This is a genomic window from Agromyces sp. P2_B3, assembly GCF_056404815.1.
The window spans coordinates 1-19,796 of record NZ_JBFUDH010000002.1 but is presented as its reverse complement, the minus strand read 5'-3'; the positions used below and the strand labels follow the sequence as shown (position 1 = coordinate 19,796).

At 71.4% G+C, this 19,796-nt stretch carries 15 protein-coding genes; 5 read left to right on the top strand and 10 right to left on the bottom strand.

Annotated features, from left to right (window positions below; genetic code table 11):
- Positions 1 to 5 precede the first annotated feature (5 nt).
- On the bottom strand, positions 6 to 1,307 hold the full coding sequence (locus tag AC1DZA_RS03040; protein ID WP_476771645.1) for an ABC transporter substrate-binding protein: 1,302 nt from the start codon (positions 1,305 to 1,307) through the stop codon (positions 6 to 8).
- Between the two features lie 286 nt (positions 1,308 to 1,593).
- On the opposite strand from AC1DZA_RS03040, the gene AC1DZA_RS03035 reads away from it, so the two are divergent.
- From AC1DZA_RS03035 to AC1DZA_RS03025, 3 genes are all read left to right on the top strand, one after another.
- Positions 1,594 to 2,916 carry an ABC transporter substrate-binding protein gene (locus AC1DZA_RS03035; RefSeq protein WP_476762289.1) on the top strand — a complete coding sequence of 441 codons (1,323 nt, stop codon included), beginning with the start codon at positions 1,594 to 1,596 and terminating at the stop codon, positions 2,914 to 2,916.
- Positions 2,917 to 3,013: 97 nt separating this feature from the next.
- A complete protein-coding gene (locus AC1DZA_RS03030; RefSeq protein WP_476771644.1) occupies positions 3,014 to 3,934 on the top strand; it encodes a carbohydrate ABC transporter permease in 921 nt (306 codons plus the stop codon).
- Positions 3,928 to 4,875 (top strand): carbohydrate ABC transporter permease, encoded by a 948-nt coding sequence (locus tag AC1DZA_RS03025; RefSeq protein ID WP_476771643.1) that lies wholly within the window; start codon positions 3,928 to 3,930, stop codon positions 4,873 to 4,875. The genes AC1DZA_RS03030 and AC1DZA_RS03025 overlap by 7 nt, the downstream gene beginning before the upstream one ends.
- A gap of 2 nt (positions 4,876 to 4,877) precedes the next feature.
- On the opposite strand, the gene AC1DZA_RS03020 is transcribed toward AC1DZA_RS03025, so the two are convergent.
- Entirely contained in the window at positions 4,878 to 6,578 is a 1,701-nt protein-coding gene (locus tag AC1DZA_RS03020) for an FAD-dependent oxidoreductase (RefSeq protein ID WP_476771642.1), read from the bottom strand.
- A gap of 102 nt (positions 6,579 to 6,680) precedes the next feature.
- On the bottom strand, positions 6,681 to 7,544 hold the full coding sequence (locus AC1DZA_RS03015) for an AraC family transcriptional regulator (protein ID WP_476771641.1): 864 nt from the start codon (positions 7,542 to 7,544) through the stop codon (positions 6,681 to 6,683).
- 89 nt (positions 7,545 to 7,633) lie between these two features.
- Here AC1DZA_RS03015 and AC1DZA_RS03010 point away from each other — a divergent pair, with 89 nt between their 5' ends.
- Both AC1DZA_RS03010 and AC1DZA_RS03005 read left to right on the top strand, forming a co-directional pair.
- The gene (locus AC1DZA_RS03010; protein WP_476771640.1) at positions 7,634 to 10,915 is read left to right on the top strand and encodes a DUF5107 domain-containing protein; all 3,282 of its coding nucleotides are present in this window, start codon (positions 7,634 to 7,636) and stop codon (positions 10,913 to 10,915) included.
- Positions 10,912 to 12,219, top strand: coding sequence for a cellulase-like family protein (locus AC1DZA_RS03005; RefSeq protein WP_476771639.1), 1,308 nt, complete (start codon positions 10,912 to 10,914; stop codon positions 12,217 to 12,219). Before AC1DZA_RS03010 ends, AC1DZA_RS03005 begins: the two co-directional genes overlap by 4 nt.
- A 25-nt stretch (positions 12,220 to 12,244) precedes the next feature.
- Here AC1DZA_RS03005 and AC1DZA_RS03000 read toward each other — a convergent pair whose 3' ends face one another.
- The 7 genes from AC1DZA_RS03000 to AC1DZA_RS02970 form a co-directional block, all read right to left on the bottom strand.
- A complete protein-coding gene (locus AC1DZA_RS03000) occupies positions 12,245 to 13,456 on the bottom strand; it encodes an alpha-L-fucosidase (RefSeq protein ID WP_476771638.1) in 1,212 nt (403 codons plus the stop codon).
- Entirely contained in the window at positions 13,456 to 14,130 is a 675-nt protein-coding gene (locus AC1DZA_RS02995; protein WP_476771637.1) for a hypothetical protein, read from the bottom strand. The genes AC1DZA_RS03000 and AC1DZA_RS02995 overlap by 1 nt, the downstream gene beginning before the upstream one ends.
- An 8-nt stretch (positions 14,131 to 14,138) precedes the next feature.
- Positions 14,139 to 15,059, bottom strand: a complete 921-nt coding sequence (locus AC1DZA_RS02990) for a carbohydrate ABC transporter permease (RefSeq protein ID WP_476771636.1) — start codon at positions 15,057 to 15,059, stop codon at positions 14,139 to 14,141.
- Positions 15,056 to 15,970, bottom strand: a complete 915-nt coding sequence (locus AC1DZA_RS02985) for a carbohydrate ABC transporter permease (RefSeq protein ID WP_309977772.1) — start codon at positions 15,968 to 15,970, stop codon at positions 15,056 to 15,058. The genes AC1DZA_RS02990 and AC1DZA_RS02985 overlap by 4 nt, the downstream gene beginning before the upstream one ends.
- Positions 15,971 to 16,150: 180 nt before the next feature.
- Positions 16,151 to 17,455, bottom strand: a complete 1,305-nt coding sequence (locus AC1DZA_RS02980; protein ID WP_476762225.1) for an ABC transporter substrate-binding protein — start codon at positions 17,453 to 17,455, stop codon at positions 16,151 to 16,153.
- A gap of 152 nt (positions 17,456 to 17,607) precedes the next feature.
- On the bottom strand, positions 17,608 to 18,573 hold the full coding sequence (locus tag AC1DZA_RS02975; RefSeq protein ID WP_476771635.1) for a family 43 glycosylhydrolase: 966 nt from the start codon (positions 18,571 to 18,573) through the stop codon (positions 17,608 to 17,610).
- 5 nt (positions 18,574 to 18,578) lie between these two features.
- Positions 18,579 to 19,673 (bottom strand): Gfo/Idh/MocA family protein, encoded by a 1,095-nt coding sequence (locus AC1DZA_RS02970; RefSeq protein WP_476771634.1) that lies wholly within the window; start codon positions 19,671 to 19,673, stop codon positions 18,579 to 18,581.
- Positions 19,674 to 19,796: the final 123 nt, after the last annotated feature.

The following is a 19,796-nucleotide window of genomic DNA, read 5'->3' as shown; positions in this document are numbered from 1 at the left end:
TGGGCTCAGCCCAGGATGACCTTCGCCTCGGTGAAGAACTGGTCGACCGCGTCGTCGACGCTGAGCGCGCCGAGGCCGATCGACTTGCCGAGATCCCAGAACGTCTGCTCCAGCGAGCCGTAGCCGACGACCGGCACGGGCGGCGCCTCGCCGAGGCGGTCGGCGACCGAGTCGAGGTAGTCGGAGACCTGCGCGTCGACGCCCTCGAGGGTGGTGCCGGCGAGCTTCGTCTCGGATGCCGGGAAGCCCAGGGTGGTGCCGAAGATCTCACCGGCCTCCTCGCTGTTCACCACGTAGTCGAGCCACAGCGCGGCCGCCTCGGGGTGCTCGGTGTCGGCCGCGATCGCGACCTGCAGGCCGGCCTGCCGGTAGAGGTCCTTCGCGTCGGGGTCGGCGGTCGGCGGCGCCACGAGCGTGACGTGCTCGGCGCCGGAGTCGGCGAGGTAGCCGCCGAGGAAGTTGCTCCAGCTCGCCTCGCTGGCCGTGAGGTTGGCGCCGAAGCCCGACTTGGGCGAGATCTCCTCGAGCCGCTGCTGCGGCACGACGACGCCCTCGCGAGCCTCGGCGCCGGAGTTCCAGAAGTCGCGCAGGTCCTTCTCGGTGAACCCGAGCTCGCCGTCCTCGGTGTAGAGGTTCTTGCCGTCGGCGCGCAGCACGTTCTCGAAGTTCTGGATGCGCTGGGTCAGGTCGGTGCCGCCGTAGACCGCCCCGCCGGTGGCCTCGGTCACGTCGGCCATCCAGTCGGCGTAGTCGTCGAAGCTCGTGCCGCCCTCGTAGGGCTCGACGCCCGCCTGCTCGACGAGCCCGTCGTTCAGGAACATGGCCCAGGCGCTGTAGCCCGTCGGCAGCGAGTACTGCACGCCGTCGAGCTGGCCGGTGGCGCGCAGGCCGTCGTCGAACGCGTCGAAGTCGACGTACTCGCCGACGGTGTCGAGATCGAGCAGGAGCCCGGGCTCCGCGTACTCGCGCAGGTAGGAGTCGGAGAACTGCCACACGTCGGGCAGTCCGCCGCCGGCGGCCTCGGTCTGGCGCTTCTCCCAGTACGAGGGGAAATCGGTGAACGTGCCCTCGATCGTGATGTTCGGGTGCTCGGCCTCGAACGCGTCGATGAGCTTCTGGTACCGCTGGGCGCGGTCGTCGTTGCCCCACCACGTGAAGGTCAGCGTGACCTCCTCGTCGGGGTCGTAGGCCGCTTCGCTGCCGCCACCGGTGCCGCCGCCGGCGCATCCGGCCAGCGCGAGCACGGTGGCACCGGATGCCGCGGCAACCGCCAGCACGCGACGCATCCGTCGGGTCGTGAACATCATCGTCCTCCAAGGTGTGTTGGGTGTCCGCACCTCATCATGGGAATCGGTGCGGAAAACGCTTCCCCGCACCGTAGCCTGAGACGTTTCATTCCGTCAACGGCCGAGCAGCGCGCGTGCCGGGCGCGCTGGCGTTCCCCACCGTGGAAATGTCCATGCTCGCGGGTCGATCCCCTATGGGGCGCGTGCGCCGTGCGGCGTAGCGTCGCTTTCCGCACCGCATCATCGGCCTGCATCGCAGGCACGCATCCACCATGCAACACGCATCCACATGCAAAGGAGCATCTCCATGCCACAGCGTGACCACCGGCGCCTGCGCACCACCGCGATCCTCGCGGGCGCCGTCGTCGCAACGCTCGCCCTCGCGTCGTGCTCGGGCGGCGAGTCCGGTTCAGCGGACGAACCCGTCGAGCTCACCTTCCAGTCCTGGGTCCCGAACATCGACCAGGCCGTCGACGCCTTCAACGACGCGCACGACGACATCCACGTCGAGCTCGAGACGATCACGGCCGGCCCCGACGGCGGGTACGCCAAGATGCTCTCCGCCGTGCAGGCCGGGAACCCCGCCGACGTCGCGCAGGTCGGCTACGACGCCATCCCCGACTTCCTGGTCAACGGCGCACTCGAGGACATCACGGACTACGTGGCCGACGACGCCGACCGCTTCACCGACTGGCAGTGGCAGACGGGCGTGTTCGACGACCACGTCTACGCGATCCCGCAGGCCTCCGGGCCGCTCGGCCAGTTCTACCGCAAGGACATCTTCGACTCCCTCGGCCTCGCGGCACCCACCACGTGGGAGGAGTACTACGAGGCGGCCAAGGCGATCCACGCCTCGGACCCCAACCGCTACATCGCGGCGTTCGCGTTCAACCAGGCGCCCTGGCTGATCGGGCTCTCCCAGCAGGGCGGGGGCGAGTGGTTCGCCACCGAGGGCGACGCGTGGAAGGTCGGCATCGACGACGAGGCGACGCTGAAGGTCGCCGAGTTCTGGCAGCGACTTCTCGACGAGGACCTCGTGAAGGTCGAGGCCGACTTCTCGAGCGAGTGGAACGCCGACCTCCAGAACGGCAACGTCGCGTCGTGGATCTCGGGCTCGTGGGCCGATGCGATCGTGCGCGGCACCGCGCCCGACACCGCGGGCAGCTGGGCGGTCGCGCCCATGCCGCAGTGGTCCGACGGCGAGACCGTGTCGGCGACGTGGGCCGGCGGCTCGGCCAACGTCGTGCTGAAGGGCTCCGAGCACCCGGAGGAGGCGGCCGAGTTCGCGCTCTGGCTGAACAGCGATCCCGGCAGCGTGAGCACCCTCACGAGCATCGGCGCCGGATGGCCCGCGATCACCGACCTCGGCGCGATCGAGAGCCTCCAGGACGACCCCGAGGTGTTCGCGTTCTACGGCGGCCAGGACATCTGGGACGTCTTCGCCGAGTCGGATGCCGCGGTCGCCGCGACGTGGAAGTGGCCGCCGCTGTCGCAGACGCTGTTCGCCTCGCTGACCGACAACGTCAAGGCGGCCGTCGAGGCGGGCACGCCGCTCACCGACGCCTACATCGCCACCCAGGCGGACTTCGTCGCCGCCCTCGAGGACAAGGGCATCTCGGTCGCCGAGTGACCCGGGCGGGCGGTCCGGCTCCGGCCGGGCCGCCCGCTCGCCTTCCACGGCCGCACCCCCGCGGCATCCGATCGTCCATCACCCGAGGAGCACCGCCGTGTCCGCCACTGCCACCGCCCCACCGCGTCGACGTCACCGGCCCGCGGCCGCCCTCTGGGTGCTGCTCGTGCCGTTCCTCGTGATGTTCGCGGCGTTCTTCGTCGCCCCGATCATCTTCGCGGTGGTCGACAGCATGTTCTCCCAGCAGTCGAGCGGCCTGGGACTCACCGCCCCCACCCGGGAGTTCGTGTTCCTCGACAACTACGCCGCCGCGCTGTCGACCCCCTCGTTCGTCGCGAGCCTCGGCCGCCTCGTCGCCTTCTCGGCGATCGAGGTGCCGCTCATGGTGGTCTCGGCCCTGGCACTGGCGCTCCTCCTGGGCGCCGCGGCCGCGCGGTTCCCGCGGGCCTTCCGCGTGACGTACTTCATGCCCTACGGCGTTCCCGGCGTGATCGCCGCGCTGCTCTGGGGCTTCCTGTACATCCCGGCCACCAGCCCGGTGCTGCAGTCGCTCGGCGCGGTCGGCATCGACGTCGATCCGCTGTCGAGCGACGCGGTGCTCTTCGCCATCGCGAACATCGCCCTGTGGGGGTTCGCGGGCTACAACATGCTCATCCTCATCGCGGCGCTCGACGCCATCCCCTCCGAGCTGTACGAGGCCGCCCGGCTCGACGGCGCCGGCGAGTGGCGCATGATCTGGCACATCAAGCTGCCGCTCATCCGCCCCTCGATCGTGCTCATCACCCTCTTCACGATCATCGGCACGCTGCAGCTGTTCGTCGAGCCCCTCGTGCTCCGCCCGCTCACCACCGCCATCAGCTCCGACTACACGCCCAACCTCGCCGCCTACAACCAGGCGTTCTCGCAGGGCAACCCGAACCTCGCGGCGGCGATGGCCGTGATCGTGGCGCTCCTCGCGTTCGCCTTCTCGGCCCTGTTCCTCCGCGTCGTGAACCGGAAGGGGAACCGCGCATGGTGACCACCGACGCCCCCGCCCGCCCCGTCGCGCGCACCCGCCGACCGGCCGGCCCCGCGGCATCCGGCGCAGCAGCGCCCAACCGACGACCACCCGCCACCCGCACTGGCGCGGCCGGCACCGTGCTGGTGAACGCCGCACTCGTCGTGGCGTCGGCGTACTTCCTGCTGCCGATCGCCTGGGTGCTGATCGCGGCGACCAAGTCGCCGGGCGACCTCTCCTCGACGTTCGGGCTCTGGTTCTCCGACAGCCCGCAGGCGTGGCAGAACCTCGTCGCCCTGTTCACCCAGGACAACGGCGCCTTCTCGGTCTGGATCCTGAACAGCATCCTGTACTCAGGGGTCGGCGCCCTGGTGGCGACGGTCATCTCGACGGCGGCCGGCTACGCGTTCGCGAAGTACGACTTCCCGGCGAAGGAGGCGGTCTTCTGGACGATCCTCGGCGGCGTGCTCGTGCCGGCGACGGTCATCGCGTTGCCGCTGTACTTCCTGCTCAACTCGGTCGGCCTCACCGGAAGCTACTGGAGCGTGCTCCTGCCGTGCATGGTGAGCCCGTTCGGCGTCTTCCTCGCGCGCATCCACGCGAACGCCTCGGTGCCCGACGAGGTCATCGAGGCCGCCCGCATCGATGGCGCCGGCGACCTGCGCATCTTCGGCTCGATCGCCGCGCGCATGATGACCCCGGCGATCGTGACGATCTTCCTCTTCCAGTTCGTGACGATCTGGAACAACTACCTGCTTCCCTTGGTGATGCTGAGCGACCCGAAGCGATTCCCGATCACGCTCGGCCTGACCCTGTGGAACTCGCAGACCCAGCGCGATCCGTCGTTCACCACCCTGGTGGTGACCGGGTCGGCCGTGTCGGTGGTGCTGCTCGTCGTGCTCATGGTCTCGCTCCAGCGGTTCTGGAAGGCCGACCTCACGGCGGGCGCGACCAAGGGCTGAGCTCAGGCGGAGCCGACCTGGCGTTCCAGCGCGAGGTACTGATGCGCGTACGCGATCGCCATGCCGCCTTCGCCGACGCCCGCCGCGACGCGCTTGACGGACCCCGAGCGCACGTCGCCCACAGCGAAGATCCCGGGCGTGCTCGTCTCGAGCGCGAACGGACGACGATCGGCCGTCCACGCCTCGGCGGCCGAGGCATCCGCGCCCGTGAGCACGAAGCCGTGCGCGTCGCGCGCGATCTCTGGGGGCAGCCAGTCGGTGACGGCATTCGCGCCGATCATCACGAAGACGACCGGGAAGCTGCGCCGGGAGGTCCGCCCGGTGGCCCGGTCGACGACGTCGACGCCCTCGAGGCTCCCCTCGCCGTGCAGGCCCACGACCTCACTGCGCGTCTCGACGCGGATGCCGTCGTTGGCGGCGATCTGGTCGATGAGGTAGCGCGACATGCTCGCCTCGAGCGAACTGCCGCGCACGAGCATCGTCACCGATCGGGCGTGCCGGGAGAAGAACAGCGCGGCCTGCCCCGCCGAGTTGCCCGCACCGATGATGCAGACGTCGGCGCCCTTCGCGATGGCCGCGTCGCTGCGCGCGGCGCCGTAGAAGACGCCGTTGCCGAGATAGCGGTCGACCGCGGGCAGGGGCAGCGTGCGCCATTCGACGCCGGTGGCCGCGATGACGACCCGGGCCCGCAGGGTCTCGCCGCCATCGAGGACGACCTCGTGCACGGGGTCGCGCGCCTCGTCGAGCAACACGTCCGGTGCTGCGTCGCGCCCCGCGTCGCGTTGTCCACCGTGAGGGCGGATCGCCTCGACGCTGCGGGTGACGACGATCTCGGCGCCGAGGCGCTTCGCCTGCTTCAGCGCCCGGCTCGCGAGGTCGTCTCCCGAGATCCCGAACGGGAATCCGGTGTAGTTCTCGATGCGCGTGGAGGTGCCGGCCTGGCCACCGGGCGCTAGGGACTCGATGACCACCGTGCGCAGTCCCTCGGCCGCGCCGTTCACGGCGGCGGTGAGGCCGGCGGGCCCTCCGCCGAGGATCACGACGTCGTAGTCGGCCGACGCGGGCTCGATGTCGAGCCCCGCGGCATCCGCCACCTCGCGCATCGTCGGGGCCGCCAACCGGGTCCCGTCGGCCAGTTCTAGGATCGGGTAGGCCTCGCCCTCTGCCGGGCGTTCGAGGGTCACCCGCTCGAAGGCGACCTGGTTCCTCGTGAGGAAGGTCGCCGTGCCGTGGGTCGCGGCATCGTGTCGGGGACCCGTGAGCCGCACCTCGATGTCGGGCTGCTCGGCGGCGATCACCTGCAGCGACTCCAGGTAGCGTCGCGCGAGTTCCGCGACGCGGGCCGGGATCGACGGGGCCATGGCCGCCAACGTGTAGAACGCCGTCACGTCGAGCTTCAGGATGCGGGATGCCTCTGCGGCGCGTCCGCTCGCCGGGAACGGGGTGCTCAGGGTCATCGGCACCTCGCCGAAGAACCGGCCGGGCGTGCGTATCCCGATCACCCGCTCCTCGCCGTTCACGACCTTGGTGATCTCCGCGCGGCCCTCGACGACGACGAACAGCGCGCGTTCGTCGCCCTCGTGCGCGAAGTACTCGCCCGGCACGAGATGGATGTCCTCGACGGCGCCGGCGACGTACTCGAGGGCCGCGTCGGAGAGGGGCGCGAAGATGTGGATGCCGCGGAGGCCCTCGACGGTGATCATGGACGTGTTCCGGACGGCGCACTGCAGGACTCGATCGTCGCCACATCCGCTCGTCGCACCCTGCGACGGTATCCGCGCACCGGCGAGGCCGTCAATGCCGCGTCAGCCCTTGCGGTGCACGCGGTAGTCGGTGGGGCTCATGCCGTGCACGCGGCTGAACTGCCGCGAGAAGTAGAACGGGTCGGCGTACCCGACCTCGCGCCCGACCTCGGCGACGTGCAGGTCGGTGGTGTCGAGCAGGCCGCGGGCCCGCGCCATCTTGAGCCCCGTGTGGTACGCCAGCACCCCGCCGCCGGTGGCGTCGCGGAAGAGCGCGCCGAGGTGCGACGTCGAGACCCCGACGAGCCGGGCGAGGTCGGACACCCGGATGCCGCCGTCGATGCGCTCCTCGAGGTACCGCATCGCCCGCTCGAGCGGTTCGCCCTGCTCGGGCAGCTTCCGGTCGACCGCGAGCTGAGTCATCAGCCGCCACGCGATGCCCGACACCGACAACAGCCGAGCCGGGGACTGGTCTCGCTCCAAGCCCGAGACGATCTCATCGAGGAGCACCGTGACCCGATCGACGGCGCGCAGCGACACCAGGGGACGCGCGGCGTCCGCGCCGATCGCGGCCCACAGGTCGCCGAGATCGCTGCCGCGCACGTGACACCACCAGATCGTCCATGGGTCCTCCGCATCGGCCCCGTACGAGTGCGGCGCGCGCGGCGGGATCAGCGCAGCGGTCGACGGGGTCACGCGCACCCGCGTGCCATCGACGTCCACCCACCCACCGCCGGCCACGCAGACGATGACGATGGCCTCGTCGGCCCCGGCCGGACGAACGCGGAGATGCCCGTCCGCGCGGGGGAACCACCCGGCATCCGTCACCACCAGTCGGCGCGTGACCGGCCGCGCGAGCGCCTCGGCGACGGCGGGGCGCGGGACGACGCACAGCCGCTGGTGCTCGAACCCGTCGCGCCGCTCCATCCGTCAATGATCCCATGGTGTCGAATCGTCCATGCGCGCCCCACGATCGGCCATGTCCGCGCATCGGGCCCGCGCGTAGCGTGGAGCCCGTGACCGACGAGAACCCCAGGATCGTGCTGCCCGATGCGCCCGAAGAGCAGCGCGAGGCGATCGCGGCGGGCGGCGTCGCCTGCTGGGAGGCGCCGCTCACGATCGACACCTACGAGCCTGCCGCGCCCGATCGCTACCCGCTCTTCCTCGATCGACGCGTGTACCAGGGTTCGAGCGGGGCGGTCTACCCGATCCCATTCACCGACCGGATCCTGCCCGGGCGCGCGCCGCGCACCTGGCGGGCGATCCACCTCGAGAACCGCTGGGTGCGGCTGGTGCTCCTGCCCGAGCTGGGCGGACGGATCCACATCGGCTACGACAAGACTCGCGACTACGACTTCTTCTACCGCAACAACGTCATCAAGCCGGCGCTGGTCGGGCTCGCCGGCCCCTGGGTCTCGGGCGGCGTGGAGTTCAACTGGCCGCAGCACCACCGCCCGGCGACCTTCCTCCCGGTCGAGACGCGCCTCGAGCGCCACGACGACGGATCCGTGACGGTGTGGCACTCGGACCTCGACCAGCTGCAGCGGATGCGCGGCAGCCACGGCATCCGCCTGCGCGGCGACTCGGCGCTCATCGAACTCGAGGCGCGCCTCGTGAACCGCACGGACGCACCCCAGTCCTTCCTCTGGTGGGCGAACGTCGCCGCTCGCTCGCACGAGCACTACCAGTCCTTCTTCCCCACCGACGTGCGCTACGTCGCCGATCACGCGCGCCGTGCGATCACCGCCTTCCCCCGCGCCGACCGGCCGTACTACGGCGTGGACTACCCGGCTCTCGCGGCCGAACGGCCGGGCGCCGATCGCCTCGACGTGTACGCGAACATCCCCGTGCCGACGTCGTACATGGTCACCGACACGGCCGATGACTTCTTCGGCGGCTACGACCACGACGCCGGAGCCGGGTTCGTGCACTGGGCCGACCGGGCGATCGCCCCGGGCAAGAAGCAGTGGACCTGGGGCGACGGCGAGGTCGGGCGCGCGTGGGATCGGCACCTCACCGACGGCGACGGCCCGTACGTCGAGCTCATGGCGGGCGTCTTCACCGACAACCAGCCCGACTTCAGCTGGCTGCAGCCGGGCGAGACGCGGCGATTCCGCCAGTACTGGTACCCGATCCAGGACATCGGCCCGGCGGTGCAGGCGACGCTCGACGCGGCGATCGGTCTCGAGGTCGACGGATGCCGCGTGCGGCTGGGTGTCGCGACGACGGGCGTGCACTCCTCCGCGCGGGTCGAGCTGCGGCGGGCGGAGGCCGTGATCGCCGAATGGACCGTGCCGATCGAGCCCGGGCACCCCTTCGTCACCGAGGTGGAGCTCGAGGCATCCGCCACTCGCGACGACCTCGTCGTCACCGTCACCGACAGCGAGCGCGAGCTCGTGCGCTGGCGGGCGCACGCGGTGCCGGCCGGTGAGCCGTGGGTGGCGACCGAGCCGCCGGCCCCGGCCGAGATCGCCAGTGCCGACGAGCTGGTGCTCACGGGCGTGCACCTCGTGCAGTACCGTCATCCCACGAGGCCCGCCGAGCCGTACTTCGCCGAGGCGGTGCGACGGGACCCGGGTGATTCCCGCGCCCGCCTCGCCCTGGCCCGGCTCGCCCACGACCGCGGCGACCTCGACGAGGCCCTCGACCACCTCGACCTCGCGGTGGCACGGCTCTCGCGCCGCAACCTCAATCCCGAACGCGGCGATGCCCACCTGCTGCGCGGCCTCGTACTGGAACGGCTCGGGCGATCGGATGACGCGGCGGACGCGTTCGGCAAGGCCTCATGGGACGGCGCCGTCGTCCTGCCCGCCTCGCTCGGACGCGCACGGCTCGCGCAACGGTCGGGCGACGCCGAACGCGCCCTCGGGTTCGCGGATGCCGCGGTGCGCGCCGATCCCGGCAGCGGGCAGGCCGTGGCGGCCCGGGTCGTGGCGCTCCGCTCGCTCGGCCACGGCGCGGCGGCCAGGGCGTCAATCGCGTCGGCTCGGGCCGAGGATCCCCTCGACCCGCTCCTCGCGGCCCTCGACGACGTGCTCGACCCGGTGGATCCGCGAACGCTCCTCACGATCGCCCACGAGCTCCACCGGCTCGGCGACGCCGACCGCGCCATCGCACTCGCTCGGCGCGCCGCGACGACCGGTCCTGGCCCGTTCGGCCACCCGGCGCCGCTCGCCGCCTACGCGCTCGCGGTGTTCCTCGACGCGGCCGGTGATGCGGCCGGCGCCCGGATGGCGCGAGCCGAGGCGCGTCGCGCGAGCCCCCTGCTCGCCTTCCCCGCGGGCCTCGACGATCTCGCCGTGCTGCTCGCCGCCGTCGAAGCCGACGCGGCCGACGAGCGCGCGCACGGCTACCTCGGCTGCTGGCTCCTCGCCGTCGGGCGAGTGGAGGACGCCCGCCTCCACCTCGAGACGGCGACCCTCGGCGGCGCTGACGACCCCGTGGTGTGGCGGAACGCCGCGGTCGCGATCGTCAGGTCGGGCGGCGACCTCGATCAGGCCGACCGGCGGTATGCGCGAGCGCTCGAGCTCAGTGCCGGTGACGCCAGGCTCGTCTACGAACGCGACCAGCTCGCCGCGCTGCGCGGCGTCGATGCCGCCTCACGGCTCACCGCCATCGAGGGGGCCGGCGCCCAGGTCCTCGTGCGCGACGACCTCGCGATCGAATACGCAGGCCTGCTCGTCGAGGTGGCGCGAGCCGGCGACGCGCTCGCCTTCCTCGACGGCCGCGAGTTCCAGCCGTTCGAGGGCGGCGAGGGCCGCGTGATCGCCGTGTTCGACCGCGCGAGCGCCGCCGTCGCCCGTGAGCTGCTCCCGTCGGACCCCGAGTCCGCCCGCGCGCTGCTGCGAAGCGGCATCCGGGTGCCCGAGCACCTCGGCGAGGGACGCCATCCGGCCGACGTCGTCGCGGAGCGATTCGTGCTCCTCGGCGACGCCGAACTGGCGCTCGGCGACGTCGATGCGGCGGAGGCGGCCTGGCGTCGGGCCCGCGACGTCGACGGACCCCTCGCCGCGACCGGGCACGTCGTCGACGCGCGCGACGGGTGGGTCGGCCTCGCGCACCTGCGCCTGGGCGAGCACGCCGAGGCCGAGCGCGTCTGGGCGAGCCTCGAAGCCAGGGCGGCCACCCTCGAGGCATCCGCGGACCGCGTGGACTACTTCGCCACCTCGCTGCCCGAACTGCTGCTGTTCCCGGTCGACACCGCCGAGCGCCGCGCATCCGAGGCGGCGGTGCTGCGCGAACTCGCGGCGCAGGGCCGACACGAGGCGGACGCCCGGGCAAAGGAGGCACTGGCATGACCGATCGCTACCTCGGCACGCCGGTGCTGCCCTCCGCACCGGATCCCTCGCTCACGGGCCCGGTGCCCGACCACCTGCCGCGCCGCCTGGCGATCTGCCTCTGGGACTTCTCCTGGTACACGCGTGCCGGCGAGGGCGAACCCTTCGACGACGTCGACCGCGCGATGGCCGAGACCGCCGACCGCGGCTACAACGCCGTGCGCATCTGCGCCGCTCCGCTCCTCGTCGCCGGCGACCTCGGGCTCGAGGGGCTCGCGACCGACCTTCCCGTCGAGGGACTCGGCCCTGCGCCGACCGGCGGGTTCTTCGGGCAGCGCACCCGCTGGTACGACACCCCCGGCGGCTACCGGCTCGACGTCAGGGGGCGCCTGTTCGAGCTCCTCGAGGCGGCGCGACGACACGGCATCGTGGTGATCCTCGCGAGCTGGGAGTACCAGCAGTCGCCGTCGTTCGCGGGCGACCCGCGCTGGTTCGACGCCATCGACGCCGTGCCGCTCGACCGCCGCTACGACACGCTCGCCGACGCCTTCGCACGACTGCTCGACGACGTGCGGGCCGCGGGCCTCATCGACGTCGTCGCGTTCACCGAGCTGCACAACGAGGTCGACTTCTCGATCCTGCCGCCGGTGGAGCAGGGAGGAGAGGCCGCCATGGAGCGGCTGCGCACCCGGCATCCCGACCAGCTCGTCACGGTGAGCTACGGCAAGCCGCCGCACCTCGCCATGCACCGGCTCTCCCCCGCCCTGGCCGTCGCGCAGTTCCACGTCTACAGCTACGGCGTGCTCGATGCTCTGCAGCGTCGCATCGACATCCGCTCCGAGGGCAGCGAGGGCTTCCCGAACTCGGCGCTCCGCGCACTCCTCCGCCCCGATGCGCCCTCGTTCGCCGACTACGGCCGGCCCGCCGAGTGGAAGCTGCGGGCCACGGTGATCACCGACCAGATGGTCTACGGCTACGACTGGATCGACACCGACGCGTGGGACGCCTGGCTCCTCGACCACTACGGCGAGCACCGCGAGGTGATGCTGCGCGAGATCGAGTCTCGCGTCGTCGCGATCGCGGAGTGGGCGCGGTGGCGAGGGGTGCCCGCGGTGATCGGCGAGGGCTGGGTCGGCTACACCCCGCGCGACGGCTGGTTCGAGGAGAGCCCCGTCGGGCGGTCGCTGGCCGAGCACGGCATCCGCACCGCGCTCACGCACGGCGTCTGGGGCGTGGTCGCGTGTTCCAACGCGGCGCCCCACCACCCCATGTGGGCGGATGCCGCGTGGCAGCGCCGCGTGAACGCGCTCGTCACCGGCAGCTGAGCGGCCCGGTGGCCGCGCCGCACGCTCAGTCGGGCAGGGCGAACGTCGTGACCGGGCGGCCGTCACGGGCGCGCACGGATGCCTCGGGCCGGTCCACGACCGCCACGACGCCGTCGGGCGTGGCCCAGGCCCGCCACCACGCGGCATCCGTCACCTCGAGCTCGCCGCGGTCGAGCACGCGTCGCCCGAGTGTGTGCGGCTTGATCGCGGTCATCCACGACGCCACGCCCTCGAGGGTGCGACGCTGCACCGGCGGGATCTCGCCCGCCGCGGTCGGGCCGACGTTGAGCAGGAGGCGTCCGCCCCGCGACACGACGTCGGCGTAGAGGCGGGCGAGCTCGCGCGGCGAGAGCGTGAGCGACTCGTCCTCGACCCGGTTGTAGCCGAACGAGAAGCCGAGGCCGCGGCAGTGCTCCCAGCCGGCGTCGGCCTCGTTCGCCGTGCCGTGGTCGTACTCGCTCGTGCGGTAGTCCCAGACGTCGGCGCCCCAGCGATCGTTCACGATGCCCTCGGGCACGACCGACCGGTAGTGCGCGAGCAGCGACCCGATCGAGTTCGGGCTGGGCTGCTTGCCGGCGTCGGGCCAGTCGATGTCGTTCCAGATGAGGTCGGGCCGGTAGCGGTCGACGAGGTCGGCGACGTGGCCGTACGCGTAGGCGTGGTAGGCGGCATCTGTCGGCCGCAGCGCCTCGACGTCGGCGCTCGACCGGTGCGGCGGGAAGTCGGTGACCGCCCAGTCGAGTCCGCCCGAGTAGTAGACGCCGAACCGCATGCCCTCGGCGCGCACGGCGTCGGCGAGCGGGGCGATCAGGTCGCGTCGCGGTCCGCGGGCGACGGTCGTGAGGTCACCGGAGCCCGGGGCGTCCCAGAGAGCGATGCCGTCATGATGCTTCGTGGTGGGCACCACGTAGTCGGCCCCCACCGCGCGGAACAGCCGCGCCCAGTCGACGGGGTCGTACGCCTCGGCGCGCCAGTCGTCGAGGAATCGCTCGTAGGGCGCACCGCCGTACTCACGGGCGTGGTGCTCGGCCGCAGGCGACCCCTCGATGCGGATCGTGTTGGCGTACCACTCGGCGTAGGCGTTGTGCGCGAACCACTCGTCGTCGGGCACCGCGCCGAGCGCGCCCGTCGGCTCGGCCCACGCCGGCACCGAGTAGGCGCCCCAGTGCACGAAGATGCCGAGGCTCGCGTCGCGCGCCCACCGGGGCAGGGGCCGCGGCCGTGCGGCAGCGGCCATCAGTCGGCGGCGTCGTCGGCGGCCACACCGCGCCGCGGGCGCTCGGGCACCGCCACGATCGCGAGCGCGATGCAGCCGAGCGCGGGAATCACGAGCGGCACGAGCTGCCAGGTGACGACGCCCGCGAACACCGCGGTGGCGACGAGGTAGGCAGCACCGGCCGGGTCCTCCCGCACGGCGGCGGGCACGCCCTTGAGCGCGCCGAGCCAGCCGAGCTCGGGGGTCCACCGGCCGGCCGCGACGAAGAGCGCCAGCGCCAGGGCCGCGAGGCCGAGCCAGCCGACGATCCCGACGACGGGGCCACCGGGCAGCACGCCGGATGCGGCGAGGTCGACGTCGAGCGCCAGCACGGCGGCGACGACGACGGATGCCGCGCCCACGCCGATCCCGCCGACGAACGCGGCCCGCACGTCGCGCCAGAACCAGGTGAGCGCGTCGTCGTCGGCCGTGAGGTACCGCCGGAGGTGCCGCACCCCGGCCGCGAGGGCCGCCGGAAGCGTGATGATCGGCAGCGAGACGACCGCGACGAGCACCCCGATCAGCAGCACCTCGCCGAGGAGGCCGAACGCGCTCTTGGCGCCCGGGAACCTCGCCGTGGTGGCTGCGTCGTCGTGCGTCGGCCCGCTGCCCGAGAGGGCGGCGCGGCGTGCGGCACGATCGGTGGCTCGCGACATCCGCCGACCTAGCCCTTGAGTCCCTGGGTGGCGACACCCGCGACGAGGAAGCGCTGGAACACGATGAAGAAGATCAGGATCGGCACCAGGGCGAGGAACGACACCGCGGCGGTCGCCCCGTAGTCGGACGTCGACGTCGCGTCGTTGTAGAGCCGCAGCGCGATCGGGAGCGGGTACTTCTCGGGCGAGTTGATGTAGAGCAGCGGGCCCAGGAAGTCGTTCCACGTCCAGATGAACGTGAAGATCGCGCTCGTGATCAGGGCGGGCTTGATGAGCGGCAGGATGATCGAGAAGAAGATCCGGATGTGCCCGGCGCCGTCGATGCGGGCCGCCTCGTCCATGTCGCGCGGGATGTTGCGGATGAACTGCACGATCAGGAACACGAAGAACGCCTCGGTGGCGAGGAACTTCGGCAGGATCAGCGGCCAGTACGTGTCGACCAGCTCGAGCTTATTGAAGAGCACGTACTGGGGGATGATGATCACGTGGAACGGCAGCAGCAGCGTGCCGATCATCGCCGCGAACAGCACGCCCACGCCGCGGAACTTGATGCGGGCGAACGCATAGGCGGCGAGCGCCGACGAGAGCACCGTACCGATCACGGCCATGATCGCGATGAAGAACGAGTTCGCGAAGAACCGCCACAGCGGAGTGCCGGCGATGCCCTCGACGACCTTCGTGTAGTTGTCGAACGTCGGGTTCTCGGGGATCAGCCCCGGGTTCTGGGCGAACTCGCTCGACGGCTTGAACGTCGACAGGAACAGCCAGAGCAGCGGGTAGAGCACGATCGCCGTGAAGGCGAGCAGCACCACGAACCAGATGACGGTGTTGATCGTGCGGCGCTTGACGCGCCGGCGCGGCTGGGTGGAGGGGCCGGGCTCGAGGGCGTTCTCGACGACCTCGACGCGGGGGGCTTCGAACGTGGTCATCGGTTCTCTCCGGCGTAGTGCACCCAGGACTTCTGGGTCTTGAACAGGATGAAGGCGATGATCGCGACCGCGATCACCAGCACCCACGCCATCGCCGAGGCGTAGCCCATCTGCAGGTCGGCGAAGCCGCGCTTGTAGAGGTAGAGGGTGTAGAAGTTCGTCATGCCGGCCGGTCCGCCCGAGCCGTTCGAGATGATGTACGCCGACGCGAAGACCTGGAAGGCGTTGATGAGCTCGAGCAGCAGGTTGAAGAAGATCACGCTCGAGAGCATCGGAATGGTGACGTTGCGGAACTTGTGCCAGGGGCCGGCTCCGTCGACCTCGGCGGCCTCGTAGAGCTCCTGCGGGATCTGCTTGAGGCCCGCGAGGAAGATGACCATCGGGGCGCCGAACTGCCAGACCGCGAGCAGGATCATCATCGGGATGACGAGCTGCACGTTGCCGACCCAGCCGCCCAGGTCGATGCCGAAGAAGCTCAGGCTGTTGTCGACCGGGCCGTCGTTGGAGAACATCGCCCGCCACACGATCGCGACCGACACCGACGCGCCGATGAGCGAGGGGGCATAGAACGACGAGCGGAAGAAGCCGCTGCCGCGGTCGCGGTAGTTCAGCAGCATCGCGATGCCGAGTGCGGCCGCGAGCTTGATCGGGGTGCCGACCAGCACGTAGACGAGCGTGATCTGCACCGACTGGATGTAGTTCGGGTCCTCCGTGAACATGCGCACGAAGTTGTCGAAGCCGATCCACTCGGGTTCGGTGAAGAGGTTGTACTTGGTGAAGGCCAGGTAGAGCGAGAAGACCATCGGCCCGACCGTGAGGCCGAGGAATCCGATCAGCCACGGCACGAGGAATCCGTACCCGGCCGCGGTCTCGCGACGGACCGCTGCTCGCCTGCCGGCGGTGGAGGGGATCTTGCCGCCCTCTGCTCGGCGGACCTGGCGCAGCTCCCGCCGGACGCTTCTCGACCCGGCGGATGCCGTGACGATCGATTCGGTTTCCGTGCTCACGTGATTCTCCGGTTCCTCGAGAAACAGTAGTCCGGGCCCGGCGGGGCGTGGCGCCCCACCGGGCCCGGAACGACTGCTCAGGTGTTACTGGTTGAGGACGACGTCCATCTCGTTGAAGAACTGCTCGACGGCCTCGTCGACGGTCAGGGTGCCGAAGCCGAGCTCCTGGCCGAGCTGGCGGAACTTCTCCTCCAGGCTGCCGTAGCCGACGATCGGCACGGGCGGGGCGTCGCCGAGGCGGTCGGCGATGGAGTCCTCGTAGTCGCTGATCTGCTGGCCCAGCGGGTCGAGCTCCGCGCCCTCGAGCATGGTCTTCGACGCGGGCAGGCCGCGGTTGGTGCCGAAGATCGCGCCCGCCTCGGGGCTGTTGACCAGGAAGTTCACGAGCGTGGCCGCGGCCTCGGGGTGCTTGGTGGTGGAGGCGATCGAGTGCAGCATCGACGGCTTGAGGTAGAGGTCCTTCGCGCCCTCCTCGGTCACCGGCGGGGCGACGAGGCCCAGCTCGGTGTAGCCCTCGCCGAGGTTGCCGAGGTAGCCGGCGCCGAAGTTGTCCCAGGTGAGCTCGCTCGTGGTGAGCGCGGCGTCGAAGCCGGAGACCGGGTAGATCTCCTCGAGTCGCTGCTGCGGGATGGTGTTGGCGCGCACGTCCTCGCCCTGCTCCCAGAACGCGGCGAGGTCCTTCTCGGTGAAGTTGGGCTCACCGTCTTCGGTGAAGAGGTCCTCACCCTTGGCGCGCTGCTGGATCTCGAAGTTCTGGATGCGGCCCGTGTAGTCGGTGCCGCCCCAGAGCGCGCCGCCGCCGGCCTCGCTGACCTCGGCCATCCAGTCGGAGTAGTCCTCCCAGCTGCCGCCCTCGAACTCCTCGACGCCGACCTGCTCGAGCAGCTTCGGGTTCGTGAAGAGGCCCCACGCGTTGGTGGAGGTGGGGATGCCGGTGGTCTCGCCGTCGACGACGCCGATCTGCAGGATGTTGTCGGCGAGGGGCTCGGTGTCGATGATGTTACCCAGGTACGGCTCGAGGTCGAGCAGGAGCCCGTTCTCGGAGTACTGGCGCAGGTACGAGTAGTCGAACTGCATGACGTCGGGCAGGCCGCCACCGGCCGCCTCGGTCTGGCGCTTCTCCCAGAACTCGGGGAAGCCGAGGAACGAGGAGTTGACGGTGATGTTCGGGTACTCCTCGTTGAAGGCGGCGATGGCCTCGTCGTAGAGCGCGGCACGAACGTCGTTGCCCCAGAAGGCGAGGTTCAGCGTGACCTTCTCGTCGGGGTCGTAGGTCGCGGCCGCCTCGCTGCCGCCGCTGCCGCCCGAGCAGCCCGTCAGCACGAGGGCCGCGCTCGCGGCGATCGCCGCTGCGGCGGCCGCCATGCGGCGCTTGCGAATGTTGAACATCGTTGTCCTCCCGGGATGAAAACGTCTCTGTCTGCCTGGTGCATGTCACGCCATGGGAAAGCGCTTCCCCAAAGATAGCCCAGGCGGGCAGGTGGGTCAACTGAATCCAGAAAATCGTTTCAATTCGTTATCGGATGCCGCGGCTGCGCCGGTCACACCGCGCGAATCACCCGGTCAGGTGACGTTTCGGCGTTCCGGGCATCGCGGATGCACACGAGCCGATCGTCCACAACTCGCAGCGGCGCCGAGAACACGGCGCTGAGCCGGGCCGCGGAGGCGTCGCTGGAGCCGAGCTCCGAGCCGTCCCAGTGCGGGTGCGTGAAGTAGTACAGCACGGCGTGGTCGCCCTCGACGACCACGTCCCCGTGGCGGCCGAACGTCGTGTCGCCGACCCGCGGCCCGGGCGCGCCGAGGATCACGTCGTCGGGCCCGCCCTGGCGCTGCCACGTCACGGCGTCGCGCGACCGGTGCACGCCCATGCCGCGCCACTCGTCGACGAGCATCCACCACCAGCCGCCGAGCTCGAACACGTTCGGCCCCTCGTGCGGCCGGCCGCCGATCGCGCGTCCCTCGACCCGCCATGCCGCGAGGTCGTCGCTCGCCGCGACCCAGGTGGTCGAGTCGTCCGCCTCGTCCTTGTACCAGAGCCGCCACCGCCCGTCGGGGCAGTGCGCGACGCACGCGTCGATGACCCGGTCGGAGCTCAACGGGATCTCGCCCACCACCGACCACCGCTCGAGGTCGTCGCTCGCGTACTCGACGATGCGGCGCGCGTGACCCTCCCAGCGGTCGGGGATGCCGTCGATGACGGTGAGGTACATCCGGTACCGCTCGCCGTCGTCGATCACCTCGGGCGCCCAGTGCGTCGCGGGCCCGGCGCCGAGCTCGAGCCCGGCGACGGTGCCGTCGTAGCGCCAGGCGAGGCCGTCGCGCGACCGGGCCACGCCGATGCGCGACCCGTGCACCCAGGCGACGCCGGGCTCGTCGACCGTCGCGCGACGCTGGGTGTAGAACATCCACCACTCCCCCGTGTCGCGGTGGCGGATGACGGTCGGATCGGTCGCGCCGTCGTACACGGGGTCGTGGAACAGCGCGTCGTCGGGCGCGTCGGCGGGCATCCCGGTCAGCCCCGGCGCAGGTCGGTGACCGGGCTCTCCAGGCTCCGCCGCCGGTCCGCGTCGTCGCGCAGGGTCGTGGGAGTGACCAGGGCGCCCGAGGCCGCCGAGGAGTAGATCGCGGTGACGATCTCGAACGAGCGCGCGGCATCCGACGCGGTCGACGGCAGCCGCGCGCCCGACTGTAGCGACGCGTAGATGTCGCGCACGAGCGGCCCGTGCCCGCTCGCCTCCTCGACCTCGGGAAGCGCCCAGCCGGCGGCCGTCTCGGGGTCGACGTGCGGAGCCGGGGTGATGCGCCAGTGCTCGTGGCCGTGCCCGTAGAGGTGGTCGACCGTGACGGTGGCGAGCTCGGTGTCGATGCGGATCGAGCTCGTCTCGCGCGGTGAGAGGGCACTGGTGATGACGGATGCCACGGCTCCGCCGGCGAACGAGACCACCGCCGTCGACACGTCCTCCATCTGCGTCTCGCGATCCAGGCGCCAGAGCTGGCCCTGCACGCTCGCCCAGTCGCCGAGCAACCACGCGAGCAGGTCGATCTGGTGGATGCCGAGGCCTAGGGTGGGGCCGCCGCCCTCGGTGGCCCACTTTCCTCGCCAGGGCACCTCGAAGTAGGCCGGATCCCGGAACCACAGGGTCTGGCACGTCGCGACGAGCGGTCGCCCGAGCGCGCCCGAGTCGAGGAGGCCCCGCACGTGCGCCGCAGCCGAGCCGGTGCGCTGCTGGAATACGACCGCGAGGCGGCGGTCGTTGCGCGCCGCGGCATCCGTCATCGCGTCGAGCTGGTCGAGGGAGAGCGCAGCCGGCTTCTCGCAAACGACGTGCACGCCGGCATCGAGGGCGGCGATCGCCTGCTCGGCGTGCACGCCCGGCGGGGTGCACACGTGCAGCACGTCGATGCCGCCGTCGGCGAGCAGCGCGTCGAGCGATGCGGCGGTCGACGGCACGCTCCACCGTTCGGCGAAGGCGCGGGCGAGCTCGGGGTCGCGGTCGACGACGGCCACGAGCTCGGCGTCCGCGGTGGCGGCGATGGCCTCGGCGTGCGCGTTGGCGATGGCGCCGGTGCCGACGATCGCGGCGCGCAGCGGGGTGTGCTCAGGCATGGGGCTCCTCCAAGGGGTCGGTGCGGTAGGTGCGCAGGCGCCCGCACATGCCGAAGGCGTCGGCGGCGGGCGACTGCGCGACGCGGGCGTCGGCCAGGCCCGGGTCGCGCCCCGCCTCGAGCG